Here is a 23,594-nt window from a genome sequence, read left to right on the forward strand (position 1 = left end):
GCGACGCGGGAAAGCCGTCTCCCATGGCATCAAAGGTGGCCGCCTCGAGCGAATGGACCGATGAGACCGGCATCCGGCAGCCGGGCGGCGAGGTGCACGCCTGGCATCCCGGCACCAACCAGACCGTGTGTGGCCTGGCCCTGAGCCGGACCAGGCTGCGGCGCTTCCCGCACGTGCCGTTCGACTTCCGGGCCAGCGACGTGCTCACCGCCGCGGACCAGATCGGCCACATCTGCCCGCGATGCGTCGCCGCCACCACACGCCGCGGCGAACGCCGCTGGACCCGCACGTCACCCCGGCCCTGAAAGACGACCAGGAGAGCAGGCCAGGAGAGCAGGCCAGGAGAGCAGGCCAGGAGAGCACGCCAGGAGAGCAGGCCGGAGACTCACACGCCACCCTGCAGTGCCAGCACCCCCCGGTTGACAGCCTTGACCGCCTTGCGAGCGGTCTCCTTGACACTGGGTGAAGCCGCCGAAGCCTCCCGGATCTGCCCGAGCAGGTCGAGGACCTGCCGGGCCCACCGCACGAAGTCACCCGCCGGCATCTCAGCGTCATACTGATTGCCGCTGGCCAGCACCCGGGCAAGCGGTTCCCCGCGTGCCCACCGGTACATCGGCCAGACGAAGCCCGGGTCCGGCTCGCGGGTCAGCGACAACCCGTGCTGGCTCTCGTCGGCTGCGATCTCGCCCCAGAGCTTGGCGCAGGAGTCCACCGCTGCGGTGATCGCGCCCTTCGGCACCGAGGCGCGGTCGTCACCCTCGCGGCGCGACTCATACAGCACCATGGACACCGCGGCGGCCAGCTCCTCGGGCGCCAAACCGTCCCAGACGCCCTGCCGCAGGCACTCGGCGACCAGCAGATCCGCCTCGGACCAGATCCGGCCGAGCATCCGGCCGGCCTCGGTGACCTCGCCGTCGGAGGAGAGATAGCCGCGGGCGCTCAGCACCGCGCAGACCTGGTCGAAGGTCCGCGCCAGCGACCCGGTCCGCCCGGCCACCTTGTCGCGCAGGGCATCGGTGTCGCGCTGCAGCCGGTGCCGCCGCTCGGCCCAGCGGGCGTGCTCCTCCCGGTCCGGGCAGGCGTGGCAGGGGTGCTGCCGCAGCTGCACCTTGAGCAGCGCGACCTGGGCGTCCTCCCCCGGCGCGACCCGGCCACGGCTGCGCCGCCGGTCGGGGTGGCGGTCCAGCCCGGTCGCGCTGACCTGGGCGGCCAGGTCGCGGCGGGCGCCCGGCGAGCGGTGGTTGAAGTTCTTCGGGACGCGCACGCGGGCCAGCACCTCGACCTCGCTGCTGAACTCGCCGGGGCCGACCCGCCCGGCCCAGCGGTCCTGGGTGAGGACGAGCGGCCGGGGCTCGCCGAACCCGTGGGCGGACGGCTCGATGACCACGGCCAGCCCGGCCCGGCGGCCCTGCGGCACCCGGATCACGTCACCGACGCGCAGTTTCTCCAGGGAGTCGACGGCGGCCGAGCGGCGCTGCGCCACGCCCTGCCGGGCCAGCGACTTCTCCCGGTCGGCGATGGCCACGCGGATCCCGAAATACTCATCGAAGTCGCCGTGGTGGCAGGCGGCGTCCTCCCCGTACGTCTGCATGGTTTCGACGTTGCGCTGCACCTGCCGGGCCAGCCCGACCACCGACCGGTCCGCCTGGAACTGGGCGAACGACGACTCGAGCAGCTCGCGGGATTTCTCCGCGCCGACGCTGCCGACCAGGTTGACCGCCATGTTGTAGGACGGCCGGAACGAGGAGCGCAACGGGTAGGTGCGCGTGCTGGCCAGCCCGGCCACGTGCCGTGGGTCCACGTCGGGGCTCCAGAGCACCACGGCGTGTCCCTCGACGTCGATGCCGCGGCGCCCGGCCCGGCCGGTGAGCTGCGTGTACTCCCCCGGGGTGAGGTCGACGTGCGCCTCGCCGTTGTATTTGACCAGCCGCTCGAGGACCACGCAGCGGGCCGGCATGTTGATGCCCAGCGCCAGGGTCTCGGTGGCGAAGACCGCCTTGACCAGCCCCTGCACGAAACACTCCTCGACCGCCTCCTTGAAGGCGGGCAGCATGCCGGCGTGGTGCGCGGCGACCCCGCGCTCCAGCCCGTCGAGCCACTCCCAGTAGCCCAGCACCGACAGGTCCTCGGACGGGATCGTCGCCACCTTGGCCGACACGATGCGGCGGATCTCGGCGCGCTCGTCGGGACCGGTCAGGCGCAGCCCGGCGGCCAGGCACTGCTGCACGGCGGCGTCGCAGCCGGCCCGGCTGAAGATGAACAGGATGGCCGGCAGCAGCCCGGCCCGCTCGAGCCGGTCCACCACCTCGGCCCGGGGTGGTGGCGTCCACCGGCGGCCGCGCCCACCGCCGCCGCGGCCGATGGCCCGGTCGGTGAACTCGAGCCGGCGCTCCATCTCCCGCGTGTAGCGCAGCAGCTCGGGGTGCACGTCGTGTTTCTTGGCCGCGTCGGCGTCGTGGAACAGGTCGAACATCCGCTTGCCGACGAGCATGTGCTGCCAGAGCGGCACGGGCCGGTGCTCGCTGACCACCACCTCGGTCTCACCGCGGACGGTGACCAGCCAGTCGGCGAACTCCTCGTAGTTGCTCACGGTGGCCGACAGCGACACCAGGGTCACCGACGCCGGCAGGTGGATGATCACCTCTTCCCAGACCGCGCCGCGGAACCGGTCGGCGAGGTAGTGCACCTCGTCCATCACCACGTAGGCCAGGCCGCGCAACTGGTCGGAGCCGGAGTAGAGCATGTTGCGCAGCACCTCGGTGGTCATCACCACCACCGGGGCATCGCCGTTGATCGCGTTGTCGCCGGTGAGCAGGCCGACCTTGTCGGCGCCGTAGCGCTCCACCAGGTCGTGATACTTCTGGTTGGAGAGCGCCTTGATCGGGGTGGTGTAGAAGCACTTGCGCTCGCCCGAGCGCAGCGCCAGGTGCACCGCGAACTCGCCGACCACGGTCTTGCCGGCGCCGGTCGGCGCGCAGACCAGCACGCCACTGCCCCGCTCCACGACCTGGCAGGCCTCGCGCTGGAAGTCGTCGAGGTCGAAGCCGACGTCGAGCATGAAATCCTCGAGCGCCGGGAATTGCGCGACCCGCGCCGCCCGCCGCTTGGATTCCGCATACCTTTCGGCGGGACTCGTCATGACCACCAGGCTAGTTCGTGGATATGACAGTTTGCGACACGGTGGTGGCCGTCGGGCGGGTCGGGCCGGATAGGTATGGTGCAACGCGTGCCGGATGCGATCGAACCGACGGAACACCCTCCCCATCCCGTGCGTCCGGTCGAGGCGGTGCTGTTCGACTTCCACGGCACGCTCGCGCAGGTGGAGGACCCGCTGACCTGGGTGGTCGCCGCAGCAGCGGCCTGCGGCGCGGAACTCGACCGGGGCAAGGCGACGATCCTCGCGGACCGGCTGCTGACCGCCGGGCGGGCCGGTGGCCCGCTGCCGCACCGGGTGCCGCCGCATCTGGCCGAGCACTGGGCGGACCGTGATCTGTACGCCCACAGCCACCGGGCCGCCTACACCGGCCTGGCCCAGACCGTGCACACCGACGTCGAGGGCCTGGCCGACGCCCTGTACGACCGGCTGCTCACCCCGGACGGCTGGCTCCCCTACCCCGACACCGAGCCCACCCTGCGCAAACTCCACGACGCGGGGATCAAGGTGGCGGTGGTCAGCAACATCGGCTTCGACATCCGGCCGCTCTTCGCCTCATGGGGGCTGAACGAGCTCGTCGACGCGTACGCGCTCAGTTTCGAGATCGGCCGCACCAAGCCGGACCCGGCCATCTTCCTGCGGGCCTGCGGCATGCTGGCCGTCGACCCGGCGCGCACCCTGATGGTCGGTGACACCCCGGCCGATGCCGGCGCGGTCCGCGCCGGCTGCGCCGCCCTGGTCCTGCCGGCCGCCGAGCCGGGCCGCAACAACGGCCTCGGCGCCACGCTGGCCCTGGCCGGCTGTGCCGCGTAACGGCAGGACGAGCAACGGCAAGGCGCCCAACCGTCAGGCGTAGCAGTCCAGGACCGTGCCGCGCCGGCCACGCTTGGCCGCTGCCTCTCCGGCGGCCTGCTTGTCCACGGCCTCGGGGTTGGTAGCCGCCTCCGCCATCGCCTTGAACGCCTGCCGCGCGCTGCCGAAGACCGACGACGCCATGGAAGCCATCGAGGAGTTGCTGCCGATCGTGTTGGTCATGCCAGACACGTTCGGCCCGTTCCGGAAAAACTGACCCCGCAATCAGCGCAGCAACCGGACCGCACCCGGAACGCAGGTCACCTCGAGCGGCAGCGGGCCGAGTCGCTCCCCGTCCGCGTACCCGATGATCCCCTCGGCCTCGATCGTCACCTGCCGTGCCCGCAGCACCGTGACCCGCGGATCGGTGACGTGCGTGCCGTGCCGTAACCGCGGCTTGAGCCGGGTCAGATGCATCCGCCCGAGCGGCGCCGCGAAGATCACGTCGAGCAGCCCGTCCGTCGGATCAGCGTCCGGCAGAATCCGCATCCCCCCGCCGTAACTGGGACAATTACCCACGGCGACGATCTCCGCGGGGAAGCTGTGCCGCACCCCGTCCGCATGCACCACGTAACCTCGCGCCCGCAGCCGCGCCAGCTCCAGCATGATCGCCAGGTCGTAGCGGCGCGGCCCCTTGGGCCGCCGCATCCGGTTGGCCCGCTCGTTGACCAGGGCGTCGAAGCCCGCCGCCAGGACCGCACAGAACCAGCGCCGCTCGCCCTGGGCACTTTCGGTCCGGGCCAGATCAAAACGGTGGTCCCGTCCGGCACGAAGCGCCTCGCTGATCACCTCCGCGGCACGCATCGGATCGTGGGGTACGCCCACCGCGCTCGCGAAATCGTTCCCGGTGCCCGCCGGCACGACCCCGAACCCGACCGCCCGACCGGCGACGGCCTGCAACGCCCGGTGCACCGTGCCGTCCCCGCCCACCGCGACCACCGCCGCCGCGCCGTCCTCGACCGCCCGATGGCAGGCCGTCTCCGCCTGCTCGCCGGTGTCCGCCTCCAGGATCCGCACCGTCCGCCCACCGGTGCCGAGCGTCTGCACCACGCCCGGAAGCAGCCCACGATGCCGTCCCCGTCCCGCCGACGGGTTTGCCAGCACCGCGATGAAGTCGCTCGTCACAGCCGAGCACGGTACCGCTCCCACTCCGGCTGGCCATCAGCCGCCGGTCCTCTTTCCCACCGCGGCCCGCTCTCTCTGGGCCCCGGCTTTCTCCCTCCGGCCCTGACCTCCCGCAACGATCTTGGCGAGGTCGGCCGGGGGCCCGGCTTTCTCCCTCCGGCCCTGACCCTCCCGCAACGATCTTGGCGAGGTCGGCCGCGGGCCCGGCCACTCGAACAGCGCCGGACCGAGCCGGAAACGGCAACGACCGCCGTGCGGCGCACGGCGGTCGTCACAGACTTTGCGGACGGACGTCAGGTCATGTCGTCGAAGCGGCGCTCCAGCGGCGCCGGTTTCTCGACCGGGGTCGGTCCGCCGATCGCGGTGGGCGCCTCGATCGGGTCGGAGGCGCCGACCGGCACCCGTTCCTCCTCCAGCGGCGAGATCGCGTCGTCGTCGAGACCGGCGTAGATCTCCTTGCCGCGGCCCTTGCGCCGGTCGTTGATGAACGACACCCCGACGGCGATGAGGTACAGCGCCGTGAGCGACAGGGCGAGCAGCGTCATGCCGAACGGGCCCGGGTCCGGTGTGGCGACCGCGGCGAACGCGAACGACAGGAAGACCACGATCCGCCACCAGCTGAGCAGCCGTTTCGCGCTGGCCACCCCGGTGAAGTTCAGCATCAGCAGGATCAGCGGGAACTCGAACGCGACCCCGAACAGCAGGATCATGCTGGTCACGAAGTCGATGTAGGCCGAGACCTCGAGCGTCGTGTCGGCGCCGGTGACACCGGCGTCGAGCAGGAAGTAGAGGCCCTTGTCGACGACCGCGTAGGCGAGCGCGGCGCCGCCGGCGAACAGCGGCGCGGCGAGGGCGACGAAAATGTACGCCCACTTGCGCTCGTGCCGGTGCAGGCCGGGTGCGATGAACGCCCAGAGCTGGTAGAGCCAGACCGGGGCGCTGACCACGATGCCGACCCACAGCGCGATCTTCAGCTTGATGATGAAGCCGGTCGCCGGGGAGAGCTGCACGAACGACTTGCAGACGCCGTCGACCGTGTTGCCCGGCAGGGAGCAGTAGGGCTCCCGGAGCAGCTGGAACGTCGCATCCGCGAGGATGAAGCCGACGATCAGGCCGACGACCAGACCGAGCGACGCGATGAAGAGCCGGTTGCGCAGCTCCCGGACGTGCTCGATCAGTGTCATCGAGCCGTCGGAAGCCTGCTGGAACTTGCTCGGTCCCTTTTTGAGGCGCAGGCTCAGTGCCATCGGTGCTGGGTCAGCGGTCGTTGGTGCGCTGCACCGGGTCCACGTACGGCTGGGCCGGGGGCTGCTGCTGGTAGCCCGGCGGCGGCGCCTGCTGGTAGCCCGGCTGCTGCTGGTAGGGCTGGTGGACCTCACCCTGCAGCGGCGTGCGGCTGTGCTGCGGCTCGGCCTTCTCCGCGACGTTGTTGTCGTCGTCGACTAGGCCCTTGGTCTCGGCCTTGATGATCCGCAGCGAGCGCCCGAGCGAACGAGCCGCGTCCGGGAGCCGCTTCGCACCGAAGAGCAGGATGAGCACGACGACGAGAACGATGATGTGCCATGGCTTGAGAACGCTCATGGGGCTGGACTCCAGACGGTCGGATCAGGTTGCGGGGTCCATCGTACGTGTGGTTTCCGATGAAGTTGCCCGCCGGATGCCCTGGGATTCTTATGATCTTGGGAAGTCCTGGCCAACTGAGCGCGAACTTCGGCTCAGCGACCGAGTGCCGCCTGGATCCGGGCCACCTTGCCCTGGGTCAGCTCGGCCTTCTCCTGCAGCGCCAGAATCGTCTCCTGCAGTTCCTCGGCGCCGGCTTGCAGGCGAAGTGCCTCCTCCTGACGCCGTTGCAGCTTCACCGCCGCCCGCCGCAACCCGGACAACCGCCCGAGCAGGCGCACCGCGATCGAGACCAGGACGACCAGCGCGATCGCCGCCACAGCGATCCAGACCCACATCACCACGCGGTCACCCTACCGGCCGGGCTCGGGCGCCGCCGGTTGCGGCGCGGCGTACTGATCGAGTGCGGTGGTGGCCTGCGCCCGGATCCGCTCGACCAGCTCGGGCGGGCCGATCACGGTGACGTCGCGGCCCAGGCCGGCGAGGAACCGCTGCGCCCAGCCCAGATCGGTGACCCGCATGGTGACCAGCCACTCCGCCGAATCCCGCAGGACCTGTTCGACCGGGTAATACTCGGTGATCCACCGGCCGCCCCGGCCGACCCGCAGGGTGACCAGCGGCAGCTCCGGACCGGGCCGGAAGACACCGGCGCTGACGTCGTGCGGCACCGCGCCGACCGGCGGCGCGGACGGCTCGGCGAGCTCGGTGAACGCGTCGATGCGGTCCACCCGGAACAGCCGGGTGCCCTCGGCCCGGCGGCACCACGCCTCCAGGTACGCGAAGCCGCTCACCATCAGCATCCGCATCGGGTCGACCACCCGCTCGGTGGTCTCGTCGCGGGCCGCCGTGTAGTACGTCAACCGCAGCGCGTGGCCCGAGTCGACCGCCGCGCGTACCTCCTCGAGCCTTTTCTGGTTGGCCGGCAGCCGGACCGCGACCGGCGCGTCGGCCAGGTCCCCGGCCGCGCTCTCGATCTTCGCCAGGGCCCGCTCGATGGCGTCACGGGTGCCGATGCCGGGCGTCTCGGCGAGCATCCGCAGCGCCACCACCAGGGCGAGCGCCTCGTCCGGGTTGAGCCGCAGCGGCTTGTCGATGCCGGCGTCGTGACTGATCGTCACCCGGTCGCCGTCGAAGGCCATGTCGATCAGGTCGCCCGGACCGTACCCGGGCAGGCCGCACACCCAGAGCAGCTCCAGGTCCTCACGCAGCTGCTTGTCGGTGACGCCCAGGTCGGCGGCCGCCTCGGCGATCAGGATCCCGGGCCGGGCCAGCAGGTACGGCACCAGGTTGAGCAGCCGGCCGAGCCGGTCGGCCGAGGCCCTCGGTGCGGCGCCGCGCTGCTGCGGCGGCGTCACGGCGTCACCGCCGGCTGTGCGTCGTGCCGGGCCACCAGCTCCTTGAGGTGCTGGATCACCGCTTCCCGCAGCTCCGGTGGGCCGTCGGCGCGGACATCCGGGCCGTAGCCGGCGATCCGCGAGGCCAGCCACTCGACGTCGCCGAAGGCGATGGTCAGCCGATCCCCGTCCGGGCCCGGCACGGTCTCACTGGCCAGCCGCCGCAGACCGGCGGCGCGGCCGGGGCGCACCGTCACGGTGGCCCGGCCACTGCGCACGATCGGCCCGGACGAGCGCGCCACGTGGCTGATCAGGTCGGCGTCCGCGGGCGGAGCGAAGGCATCGGTACGCCCGACCGCCCGCACATCCCCCACGATGCGCGACAGCCGGAAGCAGCGGGTCGCGTCGCGGTCCTTGTCGTGACCGACCACGTACCAGCGGCCGCGCCAGCAGACCACACCCCACGGTTCGAGCCGGCGGGTGCTCGGCTCGTCGACCTCCGGCACCCGGTATTTGAAGGTGACCGCACGGCGCTGCCGGGCCGCCGCGGTGAGCGGGCCGAACGCCGGGTCGACGGTGACCACCGGCTCCACACCGAGCGTGGCCTGTGGGTCCACCTCCACCCCGGCGGCGCGCAGCTTGGCCAGCCCGGAGGAGGCGGCGGCGGCCAGACCGGCGTGCTGCCAGAGCCGGGCCGCGATGCCGACCGCGGCCGCCTCGTCCGGCGCCAGCAGGATGTCGGGCAGCGCGTACTCCCGGGCGGCGATCCGGTAGCCGGGCTCCTGGTCGAAGATGCTGTCGGTGCCGGTCTCCAGCGGCACCCCGAGCTCGCGCAGCTCGGCCTTGTCCCGCTCGAACTTGCGCTGGAACGCCTCGTGGTCACGCGGATCAGTCGCATCGTGCTCATATCCGGGCACGGTGGCGGCGATCTGGGCGGCGGTGAGGAACCGGCGCGTGGACAAAAGGCAGATCACCAGATTTACCAGGCGCTCGGTACGAGTGCGCGACACGAGAGGCAACGCTAGCAGCTCACCACTGGGTAAGGATGATGCCCGTGACCGCACCCGCAGAGTCCGAAAGCGTCGGCACCGTCATCGTCGCCGGCACCGCCAATCTCGCCATCGCCGCCGCCAAGCTGGTGGCCGGTCTGGTCTCCGGTTCCGCCGCGATGCTGTCCGAGGCAGCGCACTCGCTGGCCGACACGGTGACCGAGGTCTTCCTCTACGTCGCGCTGCGCCGTGGCGGCAAGCCGGCCGACGAGGACCACCCGTTCGGGTACGGCAAGGAGAGCTGGATCTGGGCCTTCATCGCCGCGCTGTTCACCTTCGTCGGCGGCGCCGGCTTCTCGATCTACCACGGCGTCCAGACCATCGTCGAGGGCGAGGAAGCGGGCGACTACCTGCTGTCGTACATCGTGCTGGCCGTCGCCTTCGTGGCCGAGGGCATCTCGTTCCTGAAGGCCCGCCGGCAGGTCAGCAACGAGTCCCGACGCTGGAACGTCACCCGCCGCCGCTTCCTCGAGGTCACCCCGGACACCACGGTCAAGGCGGTCTACTTCGAGGACGCGGCCGCACTGATCGGCCTGCTCATCGCCGCGGGCGGCCTGGCCCTGACCGAGATCACCGGCTCGGCCGTGTGGGACGGGATCAGCTCGATCCTGATCGGCCTGCTCCTGCTGGTCGTCGCCACCATCCTGGCCCGGAGCAACATCACGCTGCTGGTCGGCCGGTCGGTGCCGCCGCGGGTCCGCGAGCAGATCGCTGCCGACCTGCGCGCCATCCCGGTGGTCACCGCGGTGCCGACGCTGTTCACGATGCAGGTCGGCCCCGGCGACATCCTGGTCGCCGCCAAGGTCGACTTCGCCGACGAGGTGACCGGCGCGGAGATCGAGGCCGCCTCCGACCTGGCCGAACGCCGCCTGCGCGAGCGCTATCCGAACATCCGCTACGTGTTCCTCGACCCGACCAGGGACGGCGCCGGACCGCCCCGATAGGGTCCCGGCATGGTGCGATGGCGGTCCGGGACGGTCCTGTCGGTGCGGCGGACCTGGCGGGGCGCCATCGAGCTGGACGTGGAGACCGCGGACGGGCCGTTGCGGGCGCTGGCGTACCCCGGCCTGGTCGGCACGCCCGAGCCGGGCGACCGGGTGCTGCTCAACGTGGGCGCGCTGGTCATGGGCCTGGGCACCGGGGGGTACGCGCTGGTCGTCGCCCTCCCCGACCGGCTGCCGCCCGACCCACCCGCCGACGGCAGCACCCGCGACAGCGGCCACCTGGTGAAGGCCCGCTACACCCCGTTGCAGCCGATCCTGCTCGGTGTCGACGAGGAAGCCTCGCCGCACCGTACGGTGATGGCCGACGCGACCTCGATCGACGGCATGCCGGTGGTGACCGCCGACCTGCACTCCGCGCTGCCGGCGATCCTGGCCGGCATCCACGCCGACCGGCCGGGCGCCCGCGTCGCGTACCTGATGACCGACGGCGGAGCGCTGCCGGCCTGGTTCTCCCGCGCCCTCGACGGCCTGCGCAACCATCTGGCCGGCACCGTCACGACCGGGCAGGCGTTCGGCGGCGACCTGGAGGCGAGCACCGTGCACACCGGCCTGCTCGCGGCGCGGCACATCCTGCACGCCGACATCACGATCGTCGCGCAGGGGCCGGGCAACCTGGGGACCGGCACCACCTGGGGGTTCTCGGGGGTGGCGCTCGGCGAGGCGATCAACGCGATCGCGGTGCTCGGTGGGCGGCCGGTCGGCTCACTGCGGATCTCCGACGGGGACGGCCGGGAACGGCACCGCGGGGTGTCGCATCACAGCCTCACCGCGTACGGAAAAGTCGCACTTGCCCCTGCCGACCTGCCGGTGCCGGACGGCCTGGAGCCCGCCCTGGCCGCGGCGGTCGACACCGCGCTCGCGCCGCTCAGCGGACGGCACCGTCTGGTCCGCGTCGCAACCGGCGGCCTGGACGCGGCGTTGCGGGCGTGCCCGGTCCCGCTCTCCACGATGGGCCGCAAGCTGGACCAGGATCACGCCTACTTCCTGGCGGCCGCCGCTGCGGGCCGGCACGCCGCGGCTCTGCTCAGCGCTTCCTGACCAGCGTTACGCCGTCGCGCACGGGCAGCATGACCGACTCGACGCGCTCGTCCGTGACGATCCGGTCGTTGAGACCGGCGACCGCGCGGTCGGAGGCGCCGGCCGGGTTCAGCACACCGCCGCCACGCAGCACGTTGTCGAAAACGAGCAGCCCGCCGGAGCGCAGCCGCGGCACCAGCTCGTCGTAGTAGTCCGGATAACCCGTCTTGTCAGCGTCCACGAACCCGAAGTCGATCACCGGATCCGGATCGAGCGCCCGCAGCGTCTCGATCGCGGGTGCGATTCTCAGGTCGATCCGATCGGTCAGCCCGGCCCGCTCCCAGTAGCCGCGCGCGATGCCGGTCCACTCCTCGGAAACGTCACAGGCCAGCAGCCGGCCGCCGGGCTGCAGGCCGCGGGCGATGCAGATCGACGAATAGCCGGTGAACGTGCCGACCTCGACGGCGTAGCGCACCCCGGTCAGCTGGACGAGCATCGTGAGCAGCTGGCCCTCGTCGTGCGAGATCTGCATGCCGGCGTCGCCGGGCGGATACTTCGCGTACGTCTCCTCGGCGAGGTCCCGCAGGATCTCGTCGGCGGGCGTGCAGTGCTCGAGCAGGTAGTCACTGACCGCGGGATCGATGATGTCCATACCCGCCAGCCTCGCACGAGCCTTCGGGGCCGGCTCCCACGGCCGCTCCCGGGCGCCCACACCCGGCACGAGCCGCCACCCACGCACCCAACACCCGGCCATTCAATGGCTGAGCGACGGCTGAGCCGCACGAGCCGCCACCCACGCACGCAACCCAGGCGCCATTCAATCGCTGGACGACGGCCGAGCCCCACGAGCCGCCACCCACGCACGCAACCCAGACGCCATTCAATCGCTGGACGACGGCCGAGCCCCACGAGCCGCCACCCACGCACGCAACCCAGACGCCATTCAATCGCTGGACGACGGCCGAGCCCCACGAGCCGCCACCCACGCACGCAACCCAGGCGAGCTGGCGCCGGGGAGCAGCGGATTCGGGCCGGCTACGAAGTGATGATCAGATAGAGCCAGCCGGCCAGCAGCAACCCCAGCACCGTGGCCAGCAGCCAGGTCGGGAGCAGGTGCCGGCCGTGCCGGGCCTGGTGCACCTGCTTGCGGATCCGCTCACGGCGGCGCTCGAGCCGGTTGAAACGGCGGTCCGGGTCGAGGTGTTCCGGCTGGCCGGGATGTGGCGATGTCATAACCCGGCCAGCGTAGCCGAGCCGGCCGGCTCACTCGCTCCGCGGGCGATCGCCTCGTGACCGGTGGGATGGCAGGCGACTCTCCGCGTCGGAAAATCGCGTGCCACCTCACCGGCGGCGCTCACCGGCCTCACATCGAGGCGATCAGGCGCTCCACCCGCTCGTCATACGCCCGGAACGGGTCCTTGCACAGCACAGTCCGCTGCGCCTGATCGTTCAGCTTCAGATGCACCCAGTCGACCGTGAAGTCGCGCCGCTTCTCCTGCGCGTGCTTGATGAACTCGCCGCGCAGCCGGGCCCGCGTGGTCTGCGGCGGCGTCTCCTTCGCCTCGAAGATCTGCAGGTCGTTCGCGATCCGGTCGACCTGGTTGCGCTTCTCCATCAACGCGTAAAGCCCGCGGCCGCGGCGCACGTCGTGATAGGCCAGGTCGAGCTGCGCGATCCGCGGATGCGACATCGGGATCTCGTGCTTCGCCTGATAGCGCTCGATCAACTTGTACTTCGACACCCAGTCGATCTCGCGCGACACCGGGTCCAGGTCGCCGCTCTCGATCGCGGAGAGCACCCGGCCCCAGAGCTCGACGACCCGCTTCGCCACCGGGTCGCCACCGCGCCGCTCGACGAACTCGGTGGCCTTCGCCAGGTACTCCTGCTGGATCTCCAGCGCGGAGACCTCCTTGTTGTTCGCCAGGCGGATCTTGCGGCGGCCGGTGATGTCGTGGCTGACCTCGCGGATCGCCCGGATCGGGTTCTCCAGGGTCAGGTCGCGCATCACCACGCCCGCCTCGATCATGCGGAGCACGATGTCCGCGCTGCCCACCTTGAGCAGCGTGGTCACCTCGTTCATGTTCGAGTCGCCGACGATGACGTGCAGCCGCCGATAGCGCTCGGCGTCGGCGTGCGGCTCGTCGCGGGTGTTGATGATCGGACGGGACCGCGTCGTAGCGCTGGAGACGCCCTCCCAGATGTGCTCGGCGCGCTGCGACAGGCAGAACACCGCGCCACGCGGCGTCTGCAGCACCTTGCCCGCGCCGCAGATCAGCTGGCGGGTCACCAGGAACGGGATGAGCACATCAGCGAGCCGGCCGAACTCGCCGTGCCTGCTCACCAGATAGTTCTCGTGGCACCCGTAGGAGTTGCCGGCCGAGTCGGTGTTGTTCTTGAACAGGTAGATCTCGCCTGCGATCCCCTCGTCGTGCAGACGCTTCTCCGCGTCGACGAGCAGGCCTTCCAGGATCCGCTCCCCGGCCCGGTCGTGAGCGACCAGGTCGGTGACGGAATCGCATTCGGGGGTCGCGTACTCCGGGTGGGAACCGACATCGAGGTAGAGACGGGCGCCGTTACGAAGGAACACGTTGCTGCTGCGTCCCCACGACACCACTCGGCGGAACAGGTAGCGGGCCACCTCATCCGGCGACAGCCGCCGCTGTCCCCGATAGGTGCACGTGACTCCGTACTCGGTCTCGAGGCCGAAAATTCGCCGTTCCATGACGAAACACTAGCGGTAAGGACCGGTTCAGCGGCAGTCACCACTCGCGCTTTCCCGAACACCAACGGTGTTCATCACTACAACCACTTTTCGGTACGGGCAGCGAACAGTCCCGCCGCGTCCGGGCGGTCTGGGTGCCACTCACGGCCCCAGCGCCGCCGCCGGGCCCATGCAGGTGGGCACGCCGGGCAGCCCCCACCGACCGGTCCAGGCCGAAGCCCGTCCGGCTCAGCCCCGACCGCCGCACCACGCGCCACCGGCTCAGACTATCCAACGGCCAGGCCAGCCCTCGCGCACAGAGCAACCACCGGCAAGCCGGAGGCCGCGCGGGCCGCTCAAGGCCGTACAAGGCTGCGCGGGCCGCACAAGGCCGTACAAGGCTGCGCATGCCGCACAAGGCCGTACAAGGCCGCGCAGGCCGTACAAGGCCGCGCAGGCCGCACAAGACCGCGCGGGCCGCACAAGACCGCGCGGGCCGCACAAGGCGCATCGGGCGCGGCCCGGAGGCCGCGCCCGATGTCGTCAGGACTTGTCGCCCTCGCCGGTTTCCGTGCCCTCGGTGTCGGCCGAGGCCGCGGAGACCGTCGGCTTGGCCTCGGCCGGGGCCGGGGGCGCCGAGTCGACGTCGCCCAGGTCGGCTTCCGGCACGGACTCGTGGCCCAGCAGGGTGGTGAGCGCGGCCCCGGCGATCCGGCGGAACGCCCGGCCCTGCCGGCGCCGGTCCAGGACGGCCACCTCGAGCTGCTTGGCCTCCAGGGTCCGGGTCTGCCCGTTCTCCCCGCCGACGCTGCCCAGTGCCTCGGCCGCCAAAGCCAGAGCCACCTCCAGCGCCGCCGTCGCGTCGTGCCGCTCGCGCAGCACGTTGGCGATCGCCTCGGACTGGCCGCCCATCGCCATGAAGCCCGGCTCGTCCATCACCGAACCGTCGTAGGTGATCCGGTAAAGCTCGTCCTGCTCCGGCGAGGCGCCGACCTGCGCGACGCAGATCTCCACCTCATACGGCTTCTGCGTCTCCGAGAAGATCGCACCGAGCGTCTGCGTGTACGTGTTCGCCAGAGCCCGCGCCGTCACGTCCCGCCGGTCGTAGCTCAGACCGATCATGTCGGCCATCCGCACGCCGCCGCGCCGCAGGGCTTCGAACTCGTTGTACCGCCCCACCGCGGCGAACGCGATCTTGTCGTAGATCTCGCTGATCTTGCGAAGGGTGGTGATGTTCTCGGCGACCAGCAGGATGCCGCCCTCGTAGGTGAGCACCACGGCCGACCGGCCGCGGGCGATGCCCTTACGGGCGTACTCCGAGCGGTCCCGCTGGACCTGCTCAGGCGATGCGTAGAACTGCATGGCCACGGGTGGCTACTCCTAACTCTTCCGTTGAAGCGGATCAACCGCCCGGGTTCTCCATGCGTCCCTGGACGACCTGCTCGGCCACCGTGGTGATCTCTTCGTCGCTGAGCCGGTGCGTGCCGGCCGCCGTCGCCGCCATCACCACCGGGTAGATCTTGCGGGTGACGTCCGGCCCGCCGGTCGCGGTGTCGTCGTCGGCCGCGTCGTACAGCGCCTCCACGGCGAGACGGATCGCGTCCTCGGTGCTCACGCCCGCCCGGTACCGCTTCTTCAGCGCCGACTTCGCGAACAGCGAGCCGGAGCCGATTGCCTCGTAACCCGTCTCCTCGTAGAGGCCGCCGGCCACGTCGAAGCTGAAGATCCGGCCGGCCTTGGACGGGTCCGCGGGCGACAGGTCGTACCCCGCGAAGAGCGGGACCACCGCCAGACCCTGCATCGCCGCGCCCAGATTGCCGCGGACCATGGCCGCGAGACGGTTCGCCTTACCGTCGAGGGAGAGCATCGCTCCCTCGATCTTCTCGTAGTGCTCGAGCTCCACCTGGAACAGCCGGATCAGCTCGATGCCGATGCCCGCGGTCCCAGCGATGCCGATCAACGAGTACGAGTCGGCGGGGTGCACCTTCTTGATGTCCCGGCTGGCGATCAGGTTGCCCATGGTCGCGCGCCGGTCACCGGCCATCACCACACCGTCGGCCGTCGCGATCGCGACGATCGTGGTGCCGTGCGGCGCGACATCGGCGGAGAGCCCCGGCGGAAGCGGCCGCCGGCCCGGCAACAGCTCCGGCGCGGCCTGACTCAGGAACTGCGTGAAGGAAGACGTCCCCGTGCTGGTGAAGAAATCCGGTAGACGCCCGGATGAATCAAAGCCCGTCGCCACGTGGTTCCTTTCAGGTACGTGATCGCAGCGGCAAGGAGATCCGGGTCGTCCCGGAACTGCCCGAGTCCGCCGTTGCAGTTGAAGCACAATATCCCGCGCACCCACCCGGTGCGATGATCGTGATCTACGTGTTGCGGGTCGTCCGCGCCACAGATGGCGCAGACGCCCCCTTGCTCCGCCAGCAGCTCCGCGACCACGGCACCGTCAATGCCGTAGCGGCGCCGCAGGTGGTACTCACGAGAGCCGCCGTAGAGCCTGTCTTTGGTCTCTTTGCCGCGAGCGTTGTGACAGATCAGGCAATAGCTGTGGTAGCCGCCCGCTCGCGCCTTGGTGCGCGCGAATTCCGCGAGCGACTTGACCGAACCACAATCAGGGCACCATTTGGAACCCTCGGGCACGTCCATAGGCGGCTTCCTCGCCGGCCCGACGCCACGTTTCCTGCGGCTCTGCTCGGAACGCTCGGCGGCACACTGCTTGCAGTAGTACGCCAAGCCGTCTGAGCGCCGCTTGTTCTTGTGGAACTCAGTGAAGGGAAGGGCGCGCCCACACTGTGGACACGCCTTCCTGCCCGATCCCCCCGAAACGGACATTTACCTCACTGACCCCCTTTTTGGACGTACCCTCTCACGAATTCTTCGGCGTTTTCTTCGAGGACGGAGTCGATCTCGTCGAGCAGATCGTCCACGTCCTCGGTGATCTCCGCGTGCCGCTCGGCTACCTCAGGATTGGCCTCGACGGTGACGTCCTCGATCTCCTGGTCGCTGCGGCCCTTGCCGCTCTGCGACTGACCACCTGTGTCTCGGGTTGCCATGGATGTCCCCCTTCTCAGCCACCCGAAGTCCTGCAACATCGGGTTGGGAAAAACCTACCTCGCGCCTGTGACAAAACAGTCCGCCGGTCCGGCTGTTTCTCACCGGCTTGTGATGACCTCCAGCAGGTCCTTCGCACTCTCGCAGGTGTCGAACAGCGCACCCACGTGCTTCTTCGTGCCGCGTTCGGGTTCCATCATCGGCACCCGGACGAGCGACTCCCGGCCGACATCGAAGATCACCGAGTCCCAGCTGGCGGCGACCACTTCGGAGGCGTACTGCGCCAGGCAGCGGCCGCGGAAGTAGGCACGGGTGTCCTCCGGCGGCTCGTACATGGCGCGTTCGGTGTCGTCGGGGTCGAGCAGGGTCTTCATCGAGCCCCGCGCGACCAGGCGGTGGTAGAGGCCCTTCTCCGGACGTACGTCGCTGTACTGAAGGTCGACGAGCTGGAGCTTCGGCGAGGACCAGTTGAGGTTCTCGCGTTCCCGGTAGCCCTCGAGCAGCCGCAGTTTCGCGACCCAGTCGAGGGTGTCGGAGCAGAGCATCGGGTCGCGGCCGAGCTTGTCGAGCGCGTCCTCCCAGCGGTTGAGCACGTCGGTGGTCTGCTCGTCGGCGTCGGCGCCGTAGCGGTCGTCGACGAACTCCTTGGCCCGCTCGAAGTAGGCCCACTGCAGGTCGAGCGCGGTGAGCCGGCGGCCGTCGCGCAGCCGCATCAGGTGTTTGAGCGACGGGTCGTGGCTGACCGCCTTGAGCTCGGAGACCGGGTCGGCGATGCCGAGCTCGCCGGTGAACACCTTCTCCTCGATCATGTTGAGCACCAGCGCGGTGGTGCCCATCTTCAGGTACGACGCGATCTCGGAGAGGTTCGCGTCGCCGATGATCACGTGCAGCCGGCGGTACTTGTCGGCGTCGGCGTGCGGCTCGTCGCGGGTGTTGATGATCGGCCGCTTCAGGGTGGTCTCCAGTCCCACCTCGACCTCGAAGAAGTCGGCGCGCGAGGAGATCTGGAAGCCGGAGCCGGTGCCGTCCTGCCCGATGCCGACGCGGCCGACGCCGGTGAAGATCTGCCGGGTGACGAAGAACGGGGTGAGGTGCGCGACGATGTCGGCGAAGGCGGTCTGCCGGCGCATCAGGTAATTCTCGTGTGACCCGTACGATGCGCCCTTGTTGTCGGTGTTGTTCTTGTAGAGCTGAATGCGATGCGTGCCGGGGATGGTCGCGGCCCGCCGCGACGCTTCGGCCATGACCCGTTCGCCAGCTTTGTCCCACTTGACGACATCGAGCGGATTGGTGCACTCGGGAGTGCTGTACTCCGGGTGGGCGTGGTCGACGTAGAGCCGGGCTCCGTTGGTCAGTATCACGTTGGCCAGGCCGAGGTCCTCGTCAGCGAGAGCCTCCGCCGGGTCGTAGGCCGCGCCGGAGTACGTGAAGCCGCGCGCGTCGCGCAGCGGTGACTCCTCTTCGTAGTCCCACCGGGCCCGGCCACCCCGGTTGAGCTCGGGGCGAGCGCCGTAGGCGTTGACCACCTGGGACGAGGTGACCATCGGGTTGGCGCCGGGCTGGCCGGGCACCGAAATGCCGTACTCGACCTCGGTACCCATAATCCGTCGAACGCTCATGCGACCACCCTGTCCGCCACGAAGCCAAGCGTGCTCATGTATCGAGCCTAGACGCTCTCACGTTGCTTTCCGAAGCCGCCCGTGCGCGGCGTGCCACCTTCCGTGGATGCATATCAGGCCCCTGATGAGAACGAGGGCGACGGGGAAACTCCCCCGCCGCCCTCGTGCTGCGTGCCTTACAGGTACTGACCGGTGTTGGTGGCGGTCTCGATGGACCGGCCGGCCTCGGCGCCCTTGCCGCCGGAGACGAGCGTGCGGATGTAGACGATCCGCTCGCCCTTCTTGCCGGAGATGCGGGCCCAGTCGTCGGGGTTGGTGGTGTTCGGCAGGTCCTCGTTCTCCCGGAACTCGTCGACGCAGCTGTCGAGCAGGTGCTGCAGTCGCAGGCCCTTCTTGCCGGAGGTGAGGAACTCCTTGATCGCCATCTTCTTGCCGCGGTCCACGATGTTCTGGATCATCGCGCCGGAGTTGAAGTCCTTGAAGTACAGAACCTCCTTGTCACCGTTGGCGTAGGTGACCTCGAGGAAGCGGTTCTCCTCGGTCTCCGTGTACATCCGCAGGACGACCGCCTCGATCATCGCGGCGACCGTCGCGTCACGGTTGCCACCGTGCTCGTTCAGGTCGTCGCCGGACAGCGGCAGGTCGGCCAGGATGTACTTGGCGAAGATGTCCTTCGCCGCCTCGGCGTCCGGGCGCTCGATCTTGATCTTCACGTCGAGCCGGCCGGGGCGCAGGATGGCCGGGTCGATCATGTCTTCCCGGTTGGAGGCGCCGATGACGATCACGTTCTCCAGGCCCTCGACGCCGTCAATCTCGCTGAGGAGCTGGGGAACGATGGTGTTCTCCACGTCGCTGGAGACACCGGAGCCACGGGTCCGGAAGATCGAGTCCATCTCGTCGAAGAACACGATCACCGGCGTGCCCTCGCCGGCCTTCTCCCGTGCCCGCTGGAAGACCAGGCGGATGTGCCGCTCGGTCTCACCCACGTACTTGTTCAGCAGCTCCGGACCCTTGATGTTGAGGAAGTAGCTGGTGTGCTTCTCCTCGCCACGGCGCTCGGCGATCTTCTTGGCCAGCGAGTTGGCCACCGCCTTGGCGATCAGGGTCTTGCCACAGCCGGGCGGGCCGTAGAGCAGGATGCCCTTCGGCGGGCGCAGCTGGTGCTCCCGGAACAGGTCGGCGTGCAGGAAGGGCAGCTCCACCGCGTCGCGGATCTGCTCGATCTGCGAGTGCAGGCCACCGATGTCGCCGTAGTCGACGTCGGGGACCTCCTCGAGGACGAGCTCCTCGACCTCGCTCTTCGGGATCCGCTCGTACGCGTACGCCGAGCGGGGCTCGATCATGAGCGAGTCGCCGGCCCGCAGCTTGCTGATCTCGAGCGAGTCGGCGAGGAAGACGATGCGCTCCTCGTCGGCGTGCGAGACCACCAGAGCCCGGTCGGAGAGGCCCCCGGCGGGGTTCTCCAGGACCTCCTTGAGCAGGACGACCTCACCGGTGCGCTCGAAGCCGAACGCGTCGACCACGTTGAGCGCGTCGTTGAGCAGGACTTCCTGGCCCCGCTGCAACTCCTCCACCTCGAGCGACGGTGAGACCGCCACCCGCAGCTTGCGGCCGCCGGTGAACACGTCCACCGTGCCGTCCTCGTGTGCTGACAGGAAAACGCCGTAGCCGCTGGGCGGCTGGGCGAGCCGGTCAATCTCTTCCTTGAGAGTGACGATCTGGGCCCGGGCTTCCTTGAGGGTCGCCACGAGCCGCTCGTTGTTCTCGGTCACTCGGGCCAGCTGCGCCTGCGTTGCCGCGAGCCGTTCCTCAAGCTGCCGGACGTGTCGGGGGCTTTCCGTCAACTTCCTCCGCACCAGCGCGAGTTCCTCTTGCAGAAACGCGACCTGGCTGGAGAGATCGTTGGCTTCCTTCTCCCATCGTGCGGCGCGGGAGTCCGCTTCGTCGCTACGTGCCACGTCCCACCTCCCCGGGGGGCTCGAACGTCTTGAACTAACACTAGCTGTTGCGAGGCGGTTTTCGACCCTTGCAACACCCTCGTCACCGAGTCTTGATCGATTGATCAAGACTCGGACCGGCGAGTCGGACACACCTTCAGGTACCTTCGGACCTGGCCGGTTCGGGGAGGTAAGTGCGTGTCGGAAGAGCTTCAGGTCTGGATCGATCAGGACTTGTGCACCGGTGACGGCCTCTGCGCGCAGTACGCGCCGGAGGTCTTCGAGCTGGACATCGACGGCCTGGCGTACGTGAAGGGCGACTCCGGCGACCTGTTGCAGGCCCCGGGGGTGCGCACGAGGGTGCCACTGCACCTGAAACTCGAGGTCATCGACTCGGCGAAGGAGTGCCCGGGCGAGTGCATCCACCTCGTGGGTGAGTGAATCGGAGTGAATTACAGGGTGGGGCGCCCGACGAGGGAAGCGACCACCCGGGAGAACTCCTCCAACCGGGCGATCTGACCCGGCCCGCCATCGTCCAGGGTCTTGCCGAAGCGCAGCGCGTCGTGGCGCAGCGGGGCCCGGCCCTCCTCCTCGCCCACTCCGGGCGGGGGCACCGCGTCGTCGACCGAGCTGAGCAGCAGGTACACATCGATGCTGTCGACTCTGGCCTGCCCGTTCGGCGTACGCGTGAGCCGCCGCCGGCAGCCCACCTCGGTGACCGTGGACAAGGGCACGACCCGCAGCGACGAGGTCATCGCCCCGACCGGCCCGTCCCCGGGCGCCACGTCCTCGCCGTGCCACAGGACCAGGCGGCTGCCGTCGCAGACCACGACCTCCTGCCAGACCCCGTTCACCTCGTTGACGAAGCGCTCCAGGGTGAAACACAGCACAGACGCGCCGCGCAGCACCCCGAACAGCGCCTCGAGAGCGACGTCCGGGTCACGCAGGTAGGCACGCGCCGCCGAGTCCAGGTCCGGGTAGGGCGACCAGTCGGGGAAGACCGCCGGCATCTCGTTGCCACCGCCGAACGGCGGAGAACTCATCGCGCCCACCCCTGCCCTCCCATTCACGCCCTACCGGAACCTACCGGACTTCAGCGGCGACGGTCACTCCCCGGTGGTGTCCTCCCGCTGTGCGGCGAGCGCGGCCTGGGTGGCCTTGCGCAACGCGTACGCCTCGGCGCCCTTGCTCGGTTTGCGGCGCCGCGGCGGCGCGGTCACGCCCGGCGCCAGCTTGCGCGCCGAGACCAGGAACGCGGTGTGCGCGATCATCCGGTGGTCCGGGCGGACCGCCAGGCCCTCGGCGTGCCAGTCACGCACCAGCGACTCCCAGGCCCGCGGCTCGGTCCAGCCGCCACGCTCGCGCAGCGCCTCGACCAGCTCGGACAGCTGCGGGGTGGTCGCCACGTAGCCGATGAAGACACCGCCCGGGATCAGCGAGCGCTCGACCATGTCGAGCGCCTCCCACGGGGTCAGCATGTCCAGGATGATCCGGTCGAATCCGCCGATCTCGTTGCCCGCGACGTCACCGTTGTGCAGGTGCCAGGCCGGGTGCGGGCCGCCGAAGAACGCCTCCACGTTCTTGCGGGCGATCGCCGCGAAGTCGTCGCGCAACTCGTAGCTGTGCACCTCGCCGGTGCTGCCCACGGCACGCAGCAGCGAACAGGTCAGGGCGCCGGAGCCGGCGCCGGCCTCGAGCACCCTGGCGCCCGGGAAGACGTCGCCCATGGCGACGATCTGCGCGGCGTCCTTCGGATAGATGACCTGGGCGCCGCGCGGCATGGAGAGCACATAATCGGCCAGCAAGGGGCGCAGAGCGAGGTACGCCGTACCGCTCGCTGCCGTGATCACACTGCCGTCCGGCAGCCCGATCAGCTCGTCGTGCTCCAGGGCGCCGCGGTGCGTGTGGAAGGCCTTGCCCGCCTCCAGCACGATCGTGTGCATCCGCCCTTTCGGGTCGGTGAGCTGGACGCGGTCGCCCACCCGGAACGGCCCACGGTGCGCGGGGACCTGCTCGTCGACGGCGGTGGCGGGGGTTGTGGTCACTGATCTTCTCTCAGGTGTCTTTTCTCGGGCTCGGTGCTGCCCGCCGTGGTTCGAGCACGGCGGCCACGTCGGCGACCCGCAGGACGCCCACGACATCCTCGCCTGCGGTCACCAGGTAGTGCGCACCCGGGTGGGCCTGCAACGCCCGGACCACCTGCTCGCCGGTCAGCCCGAGCGGCAGGGTGGTCAGCGCGTCCCGCGAGCGGGCCACGCTCTCCACGCTCACCCAGGGCCGCCGGTCGACCGGCACCCGCTCGGCGGCGACCGGGTCGACCAGTGCCGTGAGGCTACCCGCCGAGTCGGTGACCGCCAGCACCACGTCCGGCCGGGGATCCTCGGCCCGGCGCCGCTGCGCCTCACCCAGCGGGGTGCCGGCCGGCACCGTCAGCACCGGCCGGGCCAGCCGGCCGAGATCGATCAGCGGAAACCGGCGGGTCATCCGGCCCAGCCGGATCGACTGCCCCGCGCCCTGCCACAGGGTCAGCACCACCAGCAGCACGAAGACCAGCCCGAACACGGTCAGCAGCTCCAGCTGGTAAAGCAGGACCACGGCGGCGGCGGTGAGCAGCGCGAGCACCCGGCCGGCCCAGCCGGCCACCACGGTTGCCCGATTCCGGTCCTTCAGCAGCGCCCAGACCGCGGCGCGCAACGCCCGGCCGCCGTCCAGCGGCAGGCCCGGCAGCACGTTGAAGACCGCCACCAGTACGTTGCTCACCGCCAACTGGAACGCGATCTGACCGGGCACGGTCGTCTCCGGCAGCAGCAGCGCCGCGCCGGTGGCCAGCCCGCCGAGCACCAGCGACACGCCCGGGCCGGCCAGCGAGACCAGCGCGTCGATCCGTGGGGTGGGCGCGTCCCGGTCCATCTCGGTCCAGCCGCTGAGCAGTTCGAGAGTGATCCGGCGCACGCCGATGCCGTAGCGGCGCGCGGTCAGCGCATGGCCGAGCTCGTGCAGCAGCACCGAGGCCAGCAGGCACACCACGAAACCAAGGCCGACCAGGTACGCCCAGGGCCCGGCCAACCCCAGCCCGGTACGCGCGTAGTTGGCGTAGACGACGGTCACCAGCACCGCGAGGAGCAGCATCG

The 23,594-nt window shown here is 70.2% G+C and carries 25 protein-coding genes; 5 read left to right on the top strand and 20 right to left on the bottom strand.

Features of this window, described 5'->3' with window-relative positions:
- Positions 1-23 precede the first annotated feature (23 nt).
- Positions 24-305 carry a hypothetical protein gene (locus OHA21_RS22710; protein WP_328476749.1) on the top strand — a complete coding sequence of 94 codons (282 nt, stop codon included), beginning with the start codon at positions 24-26 and terminating at the stop codon, positions 303-305.
- A gap of 80 nt (positions 306-385) precedes the next feature.
- Here OHA21_RS22710 and OHA21_RS22715 read toward each other — a convergent pair whose 3' ends face one another.
- A complete protein-coding gene (locus OHA21_RS22715) occupies positions 386-3,139 on the bottom strand; it encodes a DEAD/DEAH box helicase (protein ID WP_328476752.1) in 2,754 nt (917 codons plus the stop codon).
- 75 nt (positions 3,140-3,214) lie between these two features.
- On the opposite strand from OHA21_RS22715, the gene OHA21_RS22720 reads away from it, so the two are divergent.
- Positions 3,215-3,967: an HAD family hydrolase gene (locus tag OHA21_RS22720; RefSeq protein ID WP_328476754.1), complete on the top strand. Its 753-nt coding sequence runs from the start codon at positions 3,215-3,217 to the stop codon at positions 3,965-3,967.
- A gap of 33 nt (positions 3,968-4,000) precedes the next feature.
- Here OHA21_RS22720 and OHA21_RS22725 read toward each other — a convergent pair whose 3' ends face one another.
- From OHA21_RS22725 to OHA21_RS22755, 7 genes are all read right to left on the bottom strand, one after another.
- Positions 4,001-4,189: a hypothetical protein gene (locus tag OHA21_RS22725; RefSeq protein ID WP_328476756.1), complete on the bottom strand. Its 189-nt coding sequence runs from the start codon at positions 4,187-4,189 to the stop codon at positions 4,001-4,003.
- A 42-nt stretch (positions 4,190-4,231) separates the two neighbouring features.
- Positions 4,232-5,131: a diacylglycerol kinase family protein gene (locus OHA21_RS22730; protein WP_328476758.1), complete on the bottom strand. Its 900-nt coding sequence runs from the start codon at positions 5,129-5,131 to the stop codon at positions 4,232-4,234.
- A 293-nt stretch (positions 5,132-5,424) separates the two neighbouring features.
- Complete coding sequence (gene tatC, locus OHA21_RS22735) at positions 5,425-6,378, bottom strand: twin-arginine translocase subunit TatC (protein ID WP_328476760.1); 954 nt, start codon at positions 6,376-6,378, stop codon at positions 5,425-5,427.
- Positions 6,379-6,388: 10 nt separating this feature from the next.
- Positions 6,389-6,712 carry a Sec-independent protein translocase subunit TatA gene (tatA, locus tag OHA21_RS22740; RefSeq protein WP_328476762.1) on the bottom strand — a complete coding sequence of 108 codons (324 nt, stop codon included), beginning with the start codon at positions 6,710-6,712 and terminating at the stop codon, positions 6,389-6,391.
- Positions 6,713-6,846: 134 nt separating this feature from the next.
- Complete coding sequence (locus tag OHA21_RS22745) at positions 6,847-7,089, bottom strand: hypothetical protein (protein ID WP_328478496.1); 243 nt, start codon at positions 7,087-7,089, stop codon at positions 6,847-6,849.
- Between the two features lie 15 nt (positions 7,090-7,104).
- Positions 7,105-8,106, bottom strand: a complete 1,002-nt coding sequence (locus tag OHA21_RS22750) for a helix-turn-helix transcriptional regulator (RefSeq protein WP_328476764.1) — start codon at positions 8,104-8,106, stop codon at positions 7,105-7,107.
- Complete coding sequence (locus OHA21_RS22755) at positions 8,103-9,095, bottom strand: helix-turn-helix transcriptional regulator (RefSeq protein WP_328476766.1); 993 nt, start codon at positions 9,093-9,095, stop codon at positions 8,103-8,105. Before OHA21_RS22755 ends, OHA21_RS22750 begins: the two co-directional genes overlap by 4 nt.
- Before the next feature lie 38 nt (positions 9,096-9,133).
- Here OHA21_RS22755 and OHA21_RS22760 point away from each other — a divergent pair, with 38 nt between their 5' ends.
- Both OHA21_RS22760 and OHA21_RS22765 read left to right on the top strand, forming a co-directional pair.
- Positions 9,134-10,078 (top strand): cation diffusion facilitator family transporter, encoded by a 945-nt coding sequence (locus OHA21_RS22760; protein WP_442875170.1) that lies wholly within the window; start codon positions 9,134-9,136, stop codon positions 10,076-10,078.
- Between the two features lie 9 nt (positions 10,079-10,087).
- Positions 10,088-11,176 carry a DUF3866 family protein gene (locus OHA21_RS22765; protein ID WP_328476770.1) on the top strand — a complete coding sequence of 363 codons (1,089 nt, stop codon included), beginning with the start codon at positions 10,088-10,090 and terminating at the stop codon, positions 11,174-11,176.
- On the opposite strand, the gene OHA21_RS22770 is transcribed toward OHA21_RS22765, so the two are convergent.
- From OHA21_RS22770 to arc, 9 genes are all read right to left on the bottom strand, one after another.
- Positions 11,163-11,807: an O-methyltransferase gene (locus OHA21_RS22770; protein ID WP_328476772.1), complete on the bottom strand. Its 645-nt coding sequence runs from the start codon at positions 11,805-11,807 to the stop codon at positions 11,163-11,165. The genes OHA21_RS22765 and OHA21_RS22770 overlap by 14 nt on opposite strands.
- A 383-nt stretch (positions 11,808-12,190) precedes the next feature.
- Positions 12,191-12,388: a hypothetical protein gene (locus tag OHA21_RS22775; RefSeq protein WP_328476774.1), complete on the bottom strand. Its 198-nt coding sequence runs from the start codon at positions 12,386-12,388 to the stop codon at positions 12,191-12,193.
- A gap of 130 nt (positions 12,389-12,518) precedes the next feature.
- Positions 12,519-13,877, bottom strand: a complete 1,359-nt coding sequence (gene pafA / locus OHA21_RS22780) for a Pup--protein ligase (protein WP_328476776.1) — start codon at positions 13,875-13,877, stop codon at positions 12,519-12,521.
- Between the two features lie 522 nt (positions 13,878-14,399).
- Entirely contained in the window at positions 14,400-15,224 is an 825-nt protein-coding gene (gene prcA / locus OHA21_RS22785; protein WP_328476778.1) for a proteasome subunit alpha, read from the bottom strand.
- A 34-nt stretch (positions 15,225-15,258) separates the two neighbouring features.
- On the bottom strand, positions 15,259-16,098 hold the full coding sequence (prcB, locus tag OHA21_RS22790) for a proteasome subunit beta (protein ID WP_328476780.1): 840 nt from the start codon (positions 16,096-16,098) through the stop codon (positions 15,259-15,261).
- Positions 16,017-16,502 carry an endonuclease VII domain-containing protein gene (locus OHA21_RS22795; RefSeq protein ID WP_328476782.1) on the bottom strand — a complete coding sequence of 162 codons (486 nt, stop codon included), beginning with the start codon at positions 16,500-16,502 and terminating at the stop codon, positions 16,017-16,019. The genes prcB and OHA21_RS22795 overlap by 82 nt, the downstream gene beginning before the upstream one ends.
- 191 nt (positions 16,503-16,693) lie before the next feature.
- Positions 16,694-16,909, bottom strand: a complete 216-nt coding sequence (locus OHA21_RS22800) for a ubiquitin-like protein Pup (RefSeq protein WP_106320381.1) — start codon at positions 16,907-16,909, stop codon at positions 16,694-16,696.
- Positions 16,910-17,008: 99 nt separating this feature from the next.
- Complete coding sequence (dop, locus tag OHA21_RS22805; protein ID WP_442875118.1) at positions 17,009-18,526, bottom strand: depupylase/deamidase Dop; 1,518 nt, start codon at positions 18,524-18,526, stop codon at positions 17,009-17,011.
- A gap of 176 nt (positions 18,527-18,702) precedes the next feature.
- Complete coding sequence (gene arc / locus OHA21_RS22810; RefSeq protein ID WP_328476788.1) at positions 18,703-20,484, bottom strand: proteasome ATPase; 1,782 nt, start codon at positions 20,482-20,484, stop codon at positions 18,703-18,705.
- Positions 20,485-20,661: 177 nt separating this feature from the next.
- Between arc and OHA21_RS22815 the strand changes: the two genes are divergently transcribed.
- Complete coding sequence (locus OHA21_RS22815) at positions 20,662-20,904, top strand: ferredoxin (RefSeq protein ID WP_328476789.1); 243 nt, start codon at positions 20,662-20,664, stop codon at positions 20,902-20,904.
- 11 nt (positions 20,905-20,915) lie between these two features.
- Here the strand turns inward: OHA21_RS22815 and OHA21_RS22820 are convergent, their stop codons facing one another.
- The 3 genes from OHA21_RS22820 to OHA21_RS22830 form a co-directional block, all read right to left on the bottom strand.
- Positions 20,916-21,506, bottom strand: a complete 591-nt coding sequence (locus OHA21_RS22820; RefSeq protein ID WP_328476791.1) for a hypothetical protein — start codon at positions 21,504-21,506, stop codon at positions 20,916-20,918.
- Between the two features lie 63 nt (positions 21,507-21,569).
- Positions 21,570-22,508, bottom strand: coding sequence for a tRNA (adenine-N1)-methyltransferase (locus OHA21_RS22825; protein ID WP_328476793.1), 939 nt, complete (start codon positions 22,506-22,508; stop codon positions 21,570-21,572).
- Positions 22,509-22,518: 10 nt separating this feature from the next.
- Positions 22,519-23,592 carry a site-2 protease family protein gene (locus tag OHA21_RS22830; protein WP_328478500.1) on the bottom strand — a complete coding sequence of 358 codons (1,074 nt, stop codon included), beginning with the start codon at positions 23,590-23,592 and terminating at the stop codon, positions 22,519-22,521.
- Positions 23,593-23,594 lie beyond the last annotated feature (2 nt).

Origin of the sequence: Actinoplanes sp. NBC_00393, assembly GCF_036053395.1 — a bacterium.
In the GTDB taxonomy this organism is placed as follows: Bacteria; Actinomycetota; Actinomycetes; order Mycobacteriales; family Micromonosporaceae; genus Actinoplanes.

Coding starts and splice junctions, on each gene's coding strand:
- OHA21_RS22710 (WP_328476749.1), top strand. CDS start 24: ATGGCATCAAAGGTGGCCGCCTCGAGCGAATGGACCGATGAGACCGGC.
- OHA21_RS22715 (WP_328476752.1), bottom strand. CDS start 3,139: ATGACGAGTCCCGCCGAAAGGTATGCGGAATCCAAGCGGCGGGCGGCG.
- OHA21_RS22720 (WP_328476754.1), top strand. CDS start 3,215: ATGGTGCAACGCGTGCCGGATGCGATCGAACCGACGGAACACCCTCCC.
- OHA21_RS22725 (WP_328476756.1), bottom strand. CDS start 4,189: ATGACCAACACGATCGGCAGCAACTCCTCGATGGCTTCCATGGCGTCG.
- tatC (WP_328476760.1), bottom strand. CDS start 6,378: ATGGCACTGAGCCTGCGCCTCAAAAAGGGACCGAGCAAGTTCCAGCAG.
- tatA (WP_328476762.1), bottom strand. CDS start 6,712: ATGAGCGTTCTCAAGCCATGGCACATCATCGTTCTCGTCGTCGTGCTC.
- OHA21_RS22745 (WP_328478496.1), bottom strand. CDS start 7,089: ATGTGGGTCTGGATCGCTGTGGCGGCGATCGCGCTGGTCGTCCTGGTC.
- OHA21_RS22760 (WP_442875170.1), top strand. CDS start 9,134: ATGCCCGTGACCGCACCCGCAGAGTCCGAAAGCGTCGGCACCGTCATC.
- OHA21_RS22765 (WP_328476770.1), top strand. CDS start 10,088: ATGGTGCGATGGCGGTCCGGGACGGTCCTGTCGGTGCGGCGGACCTGG.
- OHA21_RS22770 (WP_328476772.1), bottom strand. CDS start 11,807: ATGGACATCATCGATCCCGCGGTCAGTGACTACCTGCTCGAGCACTGC.
- OHA21_RS22775 (WP_328476774.1), bottom strand. CDS start 12,388: ATGACATCGCCACATCCCGGCCAGCCGGAACACCTCGACCCGGACCGC.
- pafA (WP_328476776.1), bottom strand. CDS start 13,877: ATGGAACGGCGAATTTTCGGCCTCGAGACCGAGTACGGAGTCACGTGC.
- OHA21_RS22795 (WP_328476782.1), bottom strand. CDS start 16,502: ATGGACGTGCCCGAGGGTTCCAAATGGTGCCCTGATTGTGGTTCGGTC.
- OHA21_RS22800 (WP_106320381.1), bottom strand. CDS start 16,909: ATGGCAACCCGAGACACAGGTGGTCAGTCGCAGAGCGGCAAGGGCCGC.
- dop (WP_442875118.1), bottom strand. CDS start 18,526: ATGAGCGTTCGACGGATTATGGGTACCGAGGTCGAGTACGGCATTTCG.
- OHA21_RS22820 (WP_328476791.1), bottom strand. CDS start 21,506: ATGAGTTCTCCGCCGTTCGGCGGTGGCAACGAGATGCCGGCGGTCTTC.
- OHA21_RS22830 (WP_328478500.1), bottom strand. CDS start 23,592: ATGCTGCTCCTCGCGGTGCTGGTGACCGTCGTCTACGCCAACTACGCG.